General features: G+C 75.5%; 7 protein-coding genes and 1 pseudogene. 7 read left to right on the plus strand and 1 reads right to left on the minus strand.

Translation table 11 applies throughout. The features are described 5' to 3' along the window. Window positions 1-14 precede the first annotated feature (14 nt). The gene (locus BX286_RS35250) at window positions 15-971 is read left to right on the plus strand and encodes an ATP-binding cassette domain-containing protein (protein ID WP_079432236.1); all 957 of its coding nucleotides are present in this window, start codon (window positions 15-17) and stop codon (window positions 969-971) included. Next, window positions 968-1729: an ABC transporter permease gene (locus BX286_RS35255; RefSeq protein WP_199848454.1), complete on the plus strand. Its 762-nt coding sequence runs from the start codon at window positions 968-970 to the stop codon at window positions 1727-1729. Before BX286_RS35250 ends, BX286_RS35255 begins: the two co-directional genes overlap by 4 nt. Before the next feature lie 98 nt (window positions 1730-1827). On the opposite strand, the gene BX286_RS35260 is transcribed toward BX286_RS35255, so the two are convergent. Next, complete coding sequence (locus BX286_RS35260; RefSeq protein WP_222842099.1) at window positions 1828-3342, minus strand: FAD-dependent monooxygenase; 1515 nt, start codon at window positions 3340-3342, stop codon at window positions 1828-1830. A 329-nt stretch (window positions 3343-3671) separates the two neighbouring features. Between BX286_RS35260 and BX286_RS35265 the strand changes: the two genes are divergently transcribed. From BX286_RS35265 to BX286_RS35285, 5 genes and pseudogenes are all read left to right on the plus strand, one after another. Beyond that, a complete protein-coding gene (locus BX286_RS35265; RefSeq protein ID WP_079432234.1) occupies window positions 3672-3905 on the plus strand; it encodes a phosphopantetheine-binding protein in 234 nt (77 codons plus the stop codon). Next, a complete protein-coding gene (locus BX286_RS35270; RefSeq protein ID WP_079432233.1) occupies window positions 3902-5152 on the plus strand; it encodes a cytochrome P450 in 1251 nt (416 codons plus the stop codon). The genes BX286_RS35265 and BX286_RS35270 overlap by 4 nt, the downstream gene beginning before the upstream one ends. Next, entirely contained in the window at window positions 5149-5913 is a 765-nt protein-coding gene (locus BX286_RS35275; RefSeq protein ID WP_079432232.1) for a thioesterase II family protein, read from the plus strand. Before BX286_RS35270 ends, BX286_RS35275 begins: the two co-directional genes overlap by 4 nt. 64 nt (window positions 5914-5977) lie before the next feature. Beyond that, window positions 5978-9127, plus strand: a complete 3150-nt coding sequence (locus BX286_RS35280; protein ID WP_121017885.1) for a type I polyketide synthase — start codon at window positions 5978-5980, stop codon at window positions 9125-9127. A 41-nt stretch (window positions 9128-9168) separates the two neighbouring features. Further along, a pseudogene (locus tag BX286_RS35285) lies at window positions 9169-14745 on the plus strand (SDR family NAD(P)-dependent oxidoreductase); the annotation flags it as partial. Window positions 14746-14766 lie beyond the last annotated feature (21 nt).

Raw genomic sequence — 14766 nt, forward strand, 5'->3', positions numbered from 1 at the left:
AGGAAAGTGGAGGCATGAGAAGCTCAGCGATCGCAGTTTCAGGGCTGCGTAAGGCATACGGTGACAAGGTCGTGCTCGACGGCATCGACTTCGACGTCGCCGCGGGATCGGTCTTCTCCCTGCTCGGCCCCAACGGGGCGGGCAAGACGACGACGGTCAACGTCCTGACGACGTTGATGAAAGCCGACGCCGGCACCGTGCGGGTCGCCGGGTACGACGTGGCCGCCGAGACCCGGCAGGTGCGCGGCGCCATCGGCGTGACCGGCCAGTTCGCCGCGGTCGACGAGCTGCTGACGGGCCGTGAGAACCTGCAGCTGATGGCGGACCTGAAGCGCGTGCGCGACGGCGGCAGCCTGGTCGACGGGCTGCTGGAGCGGTTCGACCTGGCGGAGTCCGCGGACAAGCAGGCGTCCACCTACTCCGGCGGCATGCGCCGCAAGCTGGACCTGGCGATGACCCTGGTCGGCAAGCCGCAGGTGATCTTCCTGGACGAGCCGACGACGGGTCTCGACCCGCGCAGCCGGCGCACCATGTGGGGCATCGTCCGCGAACTGGTCGCCGAGGGAGCCACCATCTTCCTCACCACCCAGTACCTGGAGGAGGCCGACCAGCTCGCCGACCGGATCGCGGTCCTCAACCAGGGCCGCCTGGTCGCCCAGGGCACCCCCGAGGAGCTCAAGCGCCAGATCCCCGGCACGCACGTCCGTTTCCGCTTCGCCGACCTCGCCGGACTCGACGCCGCGGCCCGGGTCCTGCTCGAGGCCACCCGCGACGAGGAGGAGCTGACCCTGCGCGTGCCCGGCGACGGCGAGACCCGCTCGGTGCGGGCTCTGCTGGACCGGCTCGACGCGCACGGGATCGACGCCGAGGAGTTCTCGGTGCAGCGCCCCGACCTCGACGACGTCTTCCTCGCCCTGACCGACCAGTCGGCGGGCGCCCAGAACACCAGCAAGGAGGCGATCGCACAGTGAGCACGGTCTCGACGCCGTTGGCCGACTCGGCGATCATGCTGCGCCGCAACCTGAAGCACACCGTGCGCAACCCCGTCACGGTCTTCAACGCGGTCCTGTTCCCCATCATCATCATGCTCATGTTCGTCGGGGTGTTCGGCGGCGCCTTCAGCGTCGGCGAGGACTACGTCGACTACGCCACGCCCGGCCTGCTCGTGATGGCCATCAGCTACGGGCTCGGGGCGACCGCCACGGCGGTGAACGACGACATGACCAAGGGCATCATCAACCGCTTCAAGGTCATGGACGTCTCCCGCGGCGCCATGCTGACCGGGCACGTCGTCATCACCTCGGTGCGCTGCCTGGTGGCCTGCGCGGCCATCGTCGGCGTGGCCTTCGCCATGGGCTTCGACCCGGCCGCGAGCGCCCTCGACTGGCTCGGCGTCGTCGGCGTCATCGTGCTGCTGAGCTTCGCGGCCGGCTGGCTGACCGTCGCCACGGGCCTGGCCGCCAAGACCGTGGAGTCCGCGGGCCTGGCCACCGTGCCGCTGATCATGCTGCCGTTCCTGAGCACCGCGTTCGTCCCCGCGGAGACCATGGGCACGGGCATCCGGCAGTTCGCCGAGTACCAGCCCTTCACCCCCATCATCGAGACGCTGCGCGGGCTGCTGAACGGCAACCCCTCGGGCGGCGACGCCCTCGCGGCCGTCGCCTGGTGCGTGGGCCTCGCCCTCCTCGGGTACGTCTGGGCGGTCTCCACGTTCAAGAAGCGGGCGTGAGCCCGGCCTGAGAGCCGCCACGACGACGGCGGCCGCCGGGACCCGGAGGGGGTCCCGGCGGCCGCCGTACGCGTTCCCCGCACCGGCGGGGCGCCGCCTCACCCCGCCAGGGCCGGACCGAACCAGGTGGTCAGGGCCGCCCGCAGCGCGGCGAGGTCCGGCTCGGCGCCGGCGTCCGCCGCCCAGGCCACGTGCCCGTCGGGCCGGATGAGCAGCGCCGCCGGAGCGGGCACCTCGCCGACCGGCGGAACGGGCCACAGCTCCTCCTCGGCGCGCGCCGCGACGAGGTCGACGCGCCCGGCCCAGCCCGCGGCGACGCCGGCCAGGCCGGCCCGGCCGGACAGGTCGAGCAGGACGGGCCGGGCGGCGTGCAGCAGCTGGTAGACGCCGATGACGCCCTCGTCCGTCTTGAGGTCGGCGTCGAAGACCCGGCGGCCCTCCATCGGATGGTCGCCGCCGGCCGGGTAGCGGACGTCCAGCGCGGTCAGCATGTGCCGCAGGACCCGGTTGACGTCGTCGAAGACCATGAGCGAGCCGAACACCTCGCGCAGCGCGTCCGTCGCGGCGCCGGGGCGGGCCAGGGCCGCCTGGGCCCGGGTGTTGTGCAGCACGCGCTCCCCGACCGGGTGGCGCTCGTCGTGGTAGCTGTCCAGCAGGCTCTCCGGCGCCTGGCCCCGGACCACCGAGGCCAGCTTCCAGCCGAGGTTGACCGCGTCCTGCACCCCCATGTTCAGCCCCTGGCCGCCGGCCGGGAAATGGATGTGCGCGGCGTCGCCCGCCAGCAGCACCCGCCCCGCCCGGTACCGGTCGGCCTGCCGCGCGGCGTCGTTGAACCGCGAGACCCACCTGGGGCTGTGCATGCCGAAATCGGTGCCCGCGACCCTGACCAGGGACTCGCGCAGCTGCTCGAACGTCGCCGGCTCGTCGCGGTCCGCGACCCGGTCGTACTCGGAGGTGATCACCCGGTACCAGCCCGGCTCGAAGGCGATCGCCGAGTAGTCCCCGCCCGCGGTGCGCCGCACCCACACGTAGTCCTCGGGCAGGCCGGGCAGTTCCACGTCCCCGATCAGCGCCGTCATCGTCGCGTCGGTGCCGGGGAAACCGATGCCGGCCAGCTTGCGCACCGTGCTGCGCCCGCCGTCGCAGCCGACCAGGTAGCGGGCGCGCAGCTCCGCCGCCCCGTCCGCCGTGTCCAGCCCGACCGTCACCCCGTCCGCGTCCTGGCGGACCGCGCTGACCGCGGCCGACCGGCGCACCTGCACGCCGAGCTCGCCGGCCCACTCCTCCAGCAGCCGCTCCACGGCGGACTGGAGGATCATCAGCGGATAGGGGTGCCTCGACTCGGACTCGTCGAAGTCCAGATAGAGGCCGGAGAAATGCCCGACCGGCTGCGGTTCGCCCTCCGCCAGGAAGCGGTCCAGGATCCCGCGCTGGTCGAGTACTTCCAGGGTGCGCGAGTGGATCCCGCCGGCCCGGGACTCGCCCGTACGCCCGGCCAGCCGCTCGACCACCACCACGTCCACGCCCGCCAGCCGCAGCTCGCAGGCGAGCATCAGGCCCGTCGGCCCGGCGCCCGCGACGACCACGTCCGCGTCCGTACCCGTATGCCCCACGTCGTTCCCCCTCGTTCGACTGCGCCTCTAACGACGTTGAATCACCATCACGTTCACTGAACGCGAATCAGCCGGTCAAGGAACGCCACTGCCGGGGCGGGGCAACCCGTGGGCGGACTTCCGCTGTCCCGCCGGCGGGACGGTCCCCGGGAAAGGACCGGCCGGCGCACTCTCAACCCCACCGGCCGGCGAGCGCCGGGACACCGCCGAAGCGGTGTGGCCGGACGGGCATCCACGCGAGACTCGGTCCGGCCGTTCGAGGAAGTGTCTCGCCGGCGGGACGGCGCGGCCGGGGGACCCCCGGCCGTCGGAGGAAGGACAGACGGGCAATGGGATCGTTGGGACAGGAAATCGCGGAGCTCTGGGGACAGCACCTGGGCGGCCGTGAGGTCGGTGTGGACGACGACTTCTTCGCGATCGGCGGCAATTCGCTGAGCGGCATCAAGATCATCGAGCGGGTGTCGGAGCAGTACGGCGTCCAGCTGTCCGTGCGCGACTTCTACCTGGCGCAGACCCCGGCCCGGGTCGCCGAACTGATCGAGCAGGAGAGGACCGGGGCGTGAGGCTCACGCCGGGTCCCGCGCGCGACGTCGACCTCGCCGGCGTCGACCTGTTCGACCTGGACCTCTACACCTGCGGCGATCCCCACCCGGTCTGGGACGTGATGCGGGAGCGGGCGCCCCTGCACCACCAGGTCCTGACGGACGGCCGGGAGTTCTGGTCGGTGACCCGCTACGAGGACGTCCGCCGGGTCCTGTCCGACCACCGCGAGTTCACCTCCGAACGCGGCACCGTCCCCACCCACCTCGGGACGGACGACCCCGCCGCCGGCGTCCTGATGACCTCCACCGACCCGCCGCGGCACACCGAGGTCCGCCGGCCGCTCGGCTCCAAGCTCACCGCGCGCGCGGTCCAGGTCTGGGAGGACCGGATCCGCGCCACGGTCGTGCGCTTCCTCGAACCCGCCCTGGACGGCGCCGTCTTCGACCTCGCCGAGCAGGCCCTGCTCCTGCCCGCGCTGGTCACCGGCCCGCTGCTCGGCATCCCCGAGAAGGACTGGGAAGAGCTCGTCCGGCTGACCGCCATGGTGACGGCCCCCTCCGACCCGCACTTCCTCCTCGGCAGCGAGGCCGCCACCCTGGCCATCTCCCACCACGAACTCCTCACCTACGTCCGGGACTGGGCCAGGACCCACCGGGCCTCCGGCCAGGAGGACGAGAGCCTGCTCCACCACCTCACGAGCGTCCGCCCGGGCGGCGAGGCGCTGTCCGACGAGGAGATCGCCCTCGACGGCTACAGCATCCTGCTGGGCGCCAACGTCACCACCCCGCACACCGTCTCCGGCACGGTCGACGCGCTCATGGAGCGCCCCGCGCAGTACGCCAAGGCGGCGGCCGACCCGACCCTGGTCCCCAACCTCGTCGAGGAGGGCCTGCGCTGGACCTCGGCCGCCTGCAACTTCATGCGGTACGCGGTGGGCGACGTCGAGATCGCCGGCGGCACCGTCCCGGCCGGCGGCGCGGTCGTGGCCTGGATCGGCTCGGGCAACCGGGACGCCTCCGTCTTCCCCGATCCGCACGCCTTCGACATCACCCGGGCCGGCGCCAAACGCCACGGCGCCTTCGGCTTCGGACCGCACTTCTGCATCGGCGCCCCCCTCGCCCGGATGACCCTGCGTGTCTTCTTCGAGGAACTGCTCGCACGCTTCGAATCCCTCGAACCGGCCGGTGAACCGCAGCACCTGCGGTCGTACTTCATCGCCGGAATGACCCACCTGCCCCTCGTCGGCAAGAAACGGCGGACCCCATGACCTCCGGCACCCCCACCGCCGCGCCCGCGGGCACCGCCGCCACCTCGCCGTGGTTCGTCCGGCCGCCCTCCGCGGACGCCGCCGCCCGGCTGTTCTGCTTCCCCTTCTCCGGGTCCGGGGCCTCGGCCTTCAGCGCCTGGCCCGCCGCGATCGAGGGCGCCGAGGTCTGCCCGGTGCAGTTCCCCGGCCGCGAGAACCGGCTGGCGCACCCCCACTACGGCACCTACGAGGAGCTTGCCGACAGCCTGGCCGACGCCCTCGCCCCGCACCTCGACCGGCCGTACGCGGTCTTCGCGCACTGCGCGGGGGCGATCCCCGCCTACGAGACCGTGCTGCGCCTCGCCGAGCGCGGCCTGCCCGGCCCGCGGTGCCTGTTCGTGTCGGGCCAGCCCGCCCCGCACGACGCCGCCCGCGACCGGATGCTCGGCCTGACCGAGCCGCAACTGCGCGCCGAACTGGAGTCGTTCGTGCGCGGCCGCGGGCTCGAACCCCGCCCCGACATGATCGACCTGGGCATGTTCGTCCTGCTCCGCGACCACGCCGCCGCCGGCGCCTACCGGCGGACCGAGGCGGCCCCGGTGGACTGCCCCGTCGTCGTCCTGCACTGGCGCGACGACACCGACGTGAGCGCCGAGGACCTGCAGGGGTGGCGCCGGTACGCGGACCGGGTCGAGTTCCGGGTGGTCGGCGGCGGCCACTACGGCTTCATGGACGCGCCCGGGGACCTGCTGGCCGCGCTGTCCCCGTCCTCCTGGCGCTGACCCCAGCGGCCGTCCGTCCACCCCCGTCCCAGCGATCTGCCGAGAGAACCGGAAGGGAACGTCTATGAGTGGCGCAGCCGCCGACATCGCCGTCGTCGGGATGTCGTGCCGGTTCCCCGGCGTGAACGGCCCGGGCGCGTTCTGGCGCCTCCTGCTCGACGGGGAGTCGACCGTCGGCGCCTTCCCGGCCTCCCGGCCGGCCGGACCCGGCCGCGGCTCCCACCCGGACGCGGCCGTCCTGGAGCGGGGCTCCTTCCTCGACTCCATCGACGGGTTCGACGCCGCCTTCTTCGGCACCGGACCGGCCGAGGCCGCCGCCATGGACCCGGTGCAGCGGCTCGGGCTGGAGCTCGCCTGGGAGGCCGTCGAGGACGCCGGCATCCCGGCGGACACCCTCGCCGGCCGCGAGATCGACGTCGTGGTCGGCACCGCCCCGTCCGGGTACGACCTGCTGCGCAGGCTCTCCGGCAGCGACCGGGACGACCACTACGCCGCCCTCGGCGCCAACGGGGCGATGATCGCGAACCGGATCTCCGCCCTGTTCGACGTCCGCGGCATGAGCTACTGCGCGGACTCGGGCCAGTCCTCCTCCCTGGTGGCGCTGGCCCTGGCCTGTGAACGGATCCGCGCCGGCGCCGTCGACGCGGCCCTCGCCGGCGGCGTCCACCTGATCGCCGACCCGGAGGCGGGAGCGGCCCTCGCCAACCTGGGCGCCCTCTCGCCCGACGGCCGCTGCTTCACCTTCGACGCCCGGGCCAACGGCTTCGCCCGCGGCGAGGGCGGGGCGTTCGTGCTGCTCAAGCGGCTCGACCTCGCCCTGGCCGACGGCGACCACGTCTACGCCGTGGTCCGCGGCTGGGGGGTCGGCAGCGGCGGTGCCTCCACCAAGATGCCCGACCCCAGCCCCGCCGGGCAGGCCGCCGCGGTCCGGGCCGCCCTCGCCCGCGCGGACGTCCCCTTCGACACCGTCGACTACGTCGAGGCCCACGGCACCGGCACCCGCATGGGCGACCCGGCCGAGGCGGCCGGCCTGCGCGAGGTGTTCCGGGAGTCGGGCCGCAGCCGCCCCCTGGTGATCGGCTCGGTGAAGACGAACGTCGGCCACCTGGAGCCGGCCGCCGGGATCACCGGCTTCGTGAAGGCGGCCCTCTGCCTGGACCGCGCCCATCTGGTGCCCAGCCTGGGCTTCCGCTCCCCGAACCCCGCCATCGAGGACTTCCACGAGCACTTCGAGGTGCTGGGGGCCGCCCGCCCCTGGCCGGACGTTCCCGGCCGGCCGCGCCGGGCGGGGGTATCGGCGTTCGGCATGGGCGGCACCAACGCCCACGTGATCCTGGAACAGGCGCCCGAGGTCCCCGCGTCCCGGGTCCCGGTGCCCCGGGTTCCGGCGCCGCCGCGCCCGGCCGCCGACGGGGCCCCGGCCTCCCGCGTGCTGCCGTGGGTGCTCTCCGCCCGCTCGGAGCCCGCGCTGCGGGAACAGGCGGCCCGGCTGCGGGACCTCGTGGCCGCGGACCCCTCGCTCTCCCCGGCCGACGTCGGCCACTCCCTTGCCGCGACGCGGACCCGGTTCGAGCACCGGGCGGTGGTCCTGGGCGCCGGCCGGAGCGAGGCCCTGGAAGCCCTCGGCCTGTTCGCGGCGGGCGGCGACCCGGCGCGCGTGGTGCGCGGGACGGCCGGGCGGCCGGCGGGCCCGGTGGTCTTCGTCTTCCCCGGCCAGGGCTCGCAGTGGCAGGGCATGGGCGCACGGCTCTACGAGGAGTCGGAGGTCTTCGCGCACTCGGTCGACGCCTGCGCGAAGGCCCTGGCACCGCACGTGGACTGGTCGCTGGTGGACCTGCTGACCGGAGCGGAGCCGGCCGCCCTGCTGGAGCGGATCGAGGTCGTCCAGCCGGCGCTGTTCGCCATGCTGGTGTCCCTGGCCCGGGTGTGGGGCTCGCTGGGCGTGACCCCCGACGCGGTCATCGGCCACTCCCAGGGCGAGATCGCCGCCGCCCACGTGGCGGGCGCCCTGACGCTGGAGGACGCGGCCCGCATCGTGGCCCTGCGCTCCCGGCTGCTCTCCGAGGTCGCGGGGCAGGGCGCCATGGCCGGCCTCCTGCTGCCCGAAGGCCGGGTGCGGGAGCTGCTGGGGCGGTGGGGCGGCCGGCTCGGGATCGCCGCCGTCAACGGCCCCAACTCCACCACCGTCTCGGGTGAGACCGAGGCCGTCCGGGAACTGGTCGCGGCCTGCGAGGCCGAGGGCGTCCGAGCCCGCCTGATCAAGTCCACCGTGCCCGGCCACTCGCCGCTGCTGGACCGGTTCGAGGCGGAGCTGACGCGGGGACTGGGCCGGATCACCCCGCTGCCCGCGACCGCGGCGATCCACTCCACCGTCACCGGCGGCCCCGTGGATCCGGCGGAGCTGGACGCCGCCTACTGGTTCCGCAACCTGCGGCGGACCGTCCGGTTCGAGGCCGCCACCCAGAGCCTGCTCGCACGGGGGCACGACACCTTCGTCGAGATCAGCCCGCACCCCGTCCTCCAGGTGGCGGTCGAGGAGACCGCCGACGCGCTGGGGGCCTCACCGGTCGTGGTCGGCACCCTGAACAAGCACGACGGGAGCACCGGCAAGGTCCTGGAGTCCCTGGCCCACCTGCACGTACGGGGCGTCCCGGCCGACTGGGAGGCGGTGTTCGCCGCCGGCCGGCCGCGCCGGATCGCCCTGCCGACCTACCCCTTCCGGCGGCGGCCGTACTGGCTCACCGCGCCCGGGGAGGAGGCCGGCGCCGACGGATCCGGCGCGGGCGCCGCGGCGGCGGCGGAGCTGGGCACGGAAGCGGCGGTGCTCGCGCTGGTGTGCGCCGAGGCGGCGGCCCTGCTGAGCGCCGCCCGGGGCACGGACCTGACGGGCGCCGCACTCGCCGCGCGGGCGGCGCAGCCCTTCAAGGACCTGGGGCTGGAATCCGCGACGGCGGTGGCCCTGCGCAACCGGCTCGCGGCCGCGGCCGGCGTACGGCTCCCGGCCACCGTCGCCTTCACCCACCCGACCCCCCGCGACCTCGCCCGCCACCTGTTCTCCCTCCTCGCACCCGAACCGCCCGCGACGGGGCCGGAGTCCGGGGAGGAGCCCCGGCAGCCCGAGGAACCCGAGGGCGTGGCGGCGGCGGAGAAAGCGGGCCCGGACGGCCTCGGCGACGACGACCTGTACGAGCTGATCGACCGCGGCTACGTGTAGCCGCTCCTGTACTGCTGAGCAACGGTTTGGGGGAGGCCCTGGTGGAGGATGTCGACAAGCTCCGGTCCTACTTGCGACGCGCCGTCGGTGACGCGCGCGAGCTGCGCGAGCGGGTGCGCGAGCTGGAGGAGTCTGCCCGCGAGCCCATCGCGGTCGTGGGCGTGGGCTGCCGCTTCCCCGGCGGGGCGGCCTCCCCCGAAGCGCTCTGGGAGCTCGTCCGCGACGGCGTGGACGCGATGGGGGAGTTCCCCCGGGACCGCGGCTGGGACCTGGAGGCGCTGTACGCCGAGGACCCCGGCGCGCCGGGCACGACGTACGCGCGCGCGGGCGGCTTCCTGCCCGGCCTCGCCGAGTTCGACGCGCCGTTCTTCGGCATCAGCCCGCGCGAGGCCCTGGCGATGGACCCCCAGCAGCGGCTGATGCTGGAGACCTCGTGGGAGGCGCTCGAACGGGCCGGCATCGACCCCGCCGGACTGCGGGGTTCGGCCACCGGGGTGTTCACCGGGATCTACTCCGTCGACTACGGCCCCCGGATGGGCGGTGCGGCGGCCGGCGAGGTGGAGGGCTACGCCCTCGCGGGGACCTACACCAGCGTGGCCTCGGGCCGGGTGGCGTACGTCCTGGGCCTGGAGGGCCCCGCGGTGTCGACCGACACCGCCTGCTCCTCCTCCCTCGTCGCCGTCCACCAGGCCGTGCGCTCCCTGCGTTCCGGGGAGTGCTCCCTCGCGCTGGCCGGCGGGGTGTCCGCCATGCCCACGCCGGGCGTGCTCGTGGAACTCGGCCGCCAGCGGGGCCTGTCGGCCGACGGCCGGTGCAAGGCGTTCGCGGACGCGGCCGACGGCACCGGCTTCTCCGAGGGCGCGGGCGTGCTCGTCCTCGAACGCCTCTCGGACGCGCGGCGGGCCGGGCGCCGGATCCTGGCGGTGATCCGCGGCTCCGCGGTCAACCAGGACGGGGCGTCCAACGGGCTGACCGCCCCCAACGGGCTCGCGCAGGAGCGGGTCGTGCGCGCGGCCCTGGCCGACGCCGGCCTGACGGCCGCCGACGTGGACGCGGTGGAGGCGCACGGGACCGGCACGACGCTGGGCGACCCCCTGGAGGCGGAGGCCCTGATCGCAGCCTACGGACAGGACCGGGAGCCGGGCCGCCCGCTGTGGCTGGGGTCGCTGAAGTCGAACATCGGCCACACCCAGGCCGCCGCGGGCGTCGGCGGGATGATCAAGATGATCATGGCGATGCGGCACGGGATGCTGCCCCGGACCCTGCACGTGGACCGGCCCTCGCGGCACGTGGACTGGCCGGCCGGCGCCGTCGAACTCCTCACCGAGGCCCGCCCCTGGCACACCGCCGGGGGACGGCCCCGCCGGGCCGGGGTGTCCGCGTTCGGGATCAGCGGTACCAACGCCCACCTGATCCTGGAGCAGGCCCCCGAGGAGGAGGCCGGGCCCGGGACCCCGCAACGCCCGGCCGCCGCCCCGGCGTCCGTGCCCTGGGTGCTGTCCGCCCGGTCGCCCGAGGCGCTGCGGGAACAGGCGCTGCGGCTGCGCGAGCACCTGGCCGCACACCCGGAGCTGACGGCCGCCGGCGTGGGACACGCCCTGGCCGCCACCCGCTCGCTGTTCGACCACCGCCAGGTGCTCGTCGGCGCCGACCGCGACGCCCTCCTCGCCGCCCTCACGGCCGCCGCGGCCGGCGACGGCGACGGCGGCGCGGTGTCCGGCGTCGCCGGGCCCGCCGGCCGGACGGTGTTCGTCTTCCCCGGCCAGGGCTCCCAGTGGGTCGGCATGGGCCGCGAACTGTGGGAATCCTCCCCGGTGTTCGCCCGCCGGATGCGCGAGTGCGCCGACGCGCTGGCCCCGTACGTCGACTGGTCCCTGCCCGACGTCCTCGGGGACGAGGCGGCCCTGCAGCGGGTGGACGTCGTCCAGCCCGTGCTGTGGGCCGTGATGGTCTCGCTGGCCGAGGTGTGGCGCTCGTACGGGGTGCTGCCCGACGCCGTGGTGGGCCACTCGCAGGGGGAGATCGCCGCCGCCTGCGTGGCGGGCGCCCTCTCGGTGGAGGACGCCGCCAAGGTGGTGGCGCTGCGCTCCCGCGCGATCCTGGCCCTGTCCGGGCGCGGCGGGATGGTCTCCGTCGAACTCCCGGCCGAGGCCGTGCGCGCCCGCCTCACCGACGGGCTGTCGGTCGCGGCCGTCAACGGGCCCTCGTCCGCGGTGGTCTCCGGCGACGCGGCCGAACTGGACGCGCTGCTCGCCGCCTGCGAGGGCGACGGGATCCGCGCCCGCCGCGTCCCGGTCGACTACGCCTCCCACAGCGCGCACGTGGAGGAGATCCGCGGGGAACTCGGGCGGCTGCTGGAGGGACTGCGGCCGCGCACCGCGCAGGTGCCCTTCTTCTCCACGGTCACCGCCGGATGGCTGGACACCACCCGCCTGGACGCCGGCTACTGGTACACCAACCTGCGCCGGACGGTCCGCTTCGAGGAGGCGGTCCGGGCCCTGGCCGGCGAGGGCTTCCGCTTCTTCGTCGAGGCCTCCGCCCACCCGGTGCTGACGGTCGGTCTGGAGCAGACCCTCGACGACGCGGGCGCCGACGCCCTCGCCGTCACCACCCTGCGCCGCGGCGACGGCGGCCTCGCCCGCTTCCACCGGTCGGCCGCCGAGGCCTTCGTCGCCGGAGCCCCGGTGACCTGGCGCAGCGCCTTCCCCGACCGGGAGGGCCCGTGGACCGAACTGCCCACGTACGCCTTCCAGCGGCAGCGCTACTGGCTGGACGCCCCGGCCGAGACCACCGCCGCCGCCACCTCCGACCACCCGCTGCTCGACGCCGTCATCGAACTGCCCGCAGACCTCGACACCGGCACCGGCACCGGCACCGGCAGCGGCGGCGTGGCGGGCAGTGGGCGGCTGTCCCTCGCCCGCCACCCCTGGCTCGCCGACCACGTGGTCCACGGCGCCGTCCTGGTGCCCGCCGCGGTCCTGCTGGAACTGGCGCTCTGGGCGGCGCACCGCGCGGGCGGCGCCGCCGTCGGCGCACTCACCCTGGAGAGCCCGCTGGTCCTGCCCCGCACGGGCGAGCGCGAGCTCCGTGTGACCGTCGACGCCCGGGGCGCGATCGGCGTCCACTCCCGGGGCGAGGGCGAAGCCGGCTGGACGCGCCACGCCTGCGGCGCCGTTGAGAACGACCCCGCACCCGGCCGCCTCGACGGCGCGTCCGCCGCCTGGCCCCCCGCCGGGGCGGCCGCCGTCCCCGTCGAGGAGGAGTACTCCCGGCTGGCCGCTCTCGGAATCCACCACGGCCCCCTGTTCCGCGGCCTGCGCGCCGCATGGCGCGCCGAGGACGCCCTCTACGCGGAGGTGGAGCTGCCCGCCGCCGACGGCGCGGGCGGCCGCTACCGCCTCCACCCGGCGCTGCTGCACGCCGCGCTGCTCCCGGCCGGCCCCGCCGGGATCGTCGACGGCTCCCGTCCCGTGGCCTGGCTGCCCCTGAGCTGCACGGGCCTGCGCGCCGGCCGTGCCGAATCCGGTCCCGGCGCACTGCGCGTACGGCTGGCCCCGGCCGGGGAGAACACCCTCTCCCTGACCCTCGCGGACGCCACCGGAACCCCCCTCGGCGGCATCGACGCGCTGACCCTGGCGCCCGCGGACGCCGCGGAACTGACCGCGCTGGGCTTCGACCGGCAGGACTCCCTGTTCCGGGTGGACTGGACCCCCCTCGCGCTCCCCTCCGCCCCGGACCGGTACGCGGTGCTGGGCGCCCCCGACGGGATCCCCGCCGCCCCGGCGGACGGCGCAGAGGCCCACACCGGCCTGGACGCACTCGCCGCCTCCGGCGCCCCGGTGCCCCCCGTCGTCATCGCGGGCACCGGAACCGGCACCGACACGGCCACCGCCACCACCGGCGGACCGGACCCGGCCGCGGCCGACACCCCCGCCCGCGTCGCACGGACCCTCCACCACCTGCTGGGCCGCACCCGGGACTGGCTCACCGACGACCGGTTCGCCGGCTCCCGCCTGGTCCTCGTCACCCGGAACGCGACCGGTGACGGCCCGGAGGCCCCCACCGACCCCGCCGCGGCCGCCGTCTGGGGCTTCGTCCGCACCGCGCAGACCGAGAACCCCGGCCGCTTCACGCTCGTGGACACCGACGGCACGCCCGCCTCCCTGGCCCGCGTCCCGCAGGCGGCCGCCTCCGGCGCGCCGCAGATCCGGATCCGGGCCGGCGAGGCCGCCGCTGCGGCGCTGGCCCGCACCCCCGCCTCCGGCGGCCCGGACGGCGTCCCCGCCCTCGGATCCGGCACCGTACTGATCACGGGAGGCACCGGCGGCCTGGGCGCGAAGCTGGCCCGGCACCTCGTCGAACGGCACGGCGTGCGCCGGCTGCTCCTGGCCGGCCGACGGGGCCCGCAGAGCCCGGCGGCGGCCGGGCTGCGCGAGGAACTGGCCGCGGCCGGAGCCCACGTCGAGGTCGCGGCCTGCGACGTCGCCGACCGCGAGGCCGTCGCCCGGCTCCTCGCCGCCGTGCCTTCCGAGCACCCGCTGACCGCCGTCGTCCACTGTGCCGGGACACTGGCCGACGGGGTCGTGGAGGCGCTGACCGGGGACCGGCTGGACACCGTCCTCGCACCGAAGGTGCACGGCGCCTGGCACCTGCACGAGCTGACCCGCCACCTGGACCTGTCCGCCTTCGTGCTGTTCTCCTCGGTCGCGGGCGTGCTCGGGACGGCCGGACAGGCCAACTACGCGGCGGCCAACGGGTTCCTCGACGGCCTCGCGCGGGCCCGCCGGGCCGAAGGGCTGCCCGCCACCTCCCTGTGCTGGGGTTTCTGGGCCGACCGCAGCGAGATGGTCGCCGGCCTCGCCGACACCGACGTCGAACGGCTGCGGCGCCAGGGCGTGCTGCCGCTGGCCTCGCGGGACGGGCTCGCCCTCTTCGACCTGGCCCTCGCGCTGGACGAGCCGGTCCTGGTCCCGGCCCGGCTGGACCCGGCGGCCCCCGGCGCGGCCTCGCCCCTGCTCGCCGGCCTCACCGCGGCCCCCGCCGCCCCCGGCGCCCCGGCGGCCGCGGAACACACCGGCCCGGACCTGGCACAGCGGCTGGCGACGCTGGCGCCGGACGAGGCGCAGGCGCTGCTCCTCGACGCGGTCCGCACCCAGACCGCCCTCGTCCTCGGCCACCGGGACACCGCCAGGATCGGCCCGGCCGCGGCGTTCAAGACGCTCGGGATCGACTCGCTCACGGCGCTGGAACTGCGCAACAAGCTGTCGGCGGTCACCGGCCTGAAGCTGCCCGCCACGCTCGTCTTCGACCACCCCAACCCGGCCGCCCTCGCGGGGTTCCTGCACGCGGGCCTCACCACCGGCCCCGCGGGCGACGCGGCCCCGCCGTCCCCGGCCGGCTCCCTGGCCAGGGAGATCGAACAACTGGGCGCCCGGCTGGAGGAGGCCTTCCTGCGGCTCGACGCCGACGACCGGACCACCCTTTCCACTCTGCTCGGCGAACTGCAGGGCCGAGTCCGCGCGATGGCGGGCGCCGGGGCACCGGTCGCCATCGTCGACCAGATCACATCCGCCTCAGCGGGGGAGCTCCTCCGGCTGCTGGACCAAGAGCTCGGCTAGGGGAGAGCGATGACGAACGAC

The organism is Streptomyces sp. 3211.6 (genome assembly GCF_003634815.1).
Lineage (GTDB): Bacteria > Actinomycetota > Actinomycetes > Streptomycetales > Streptomycetaceae > Streptomyces > Streptomyces katrae_A.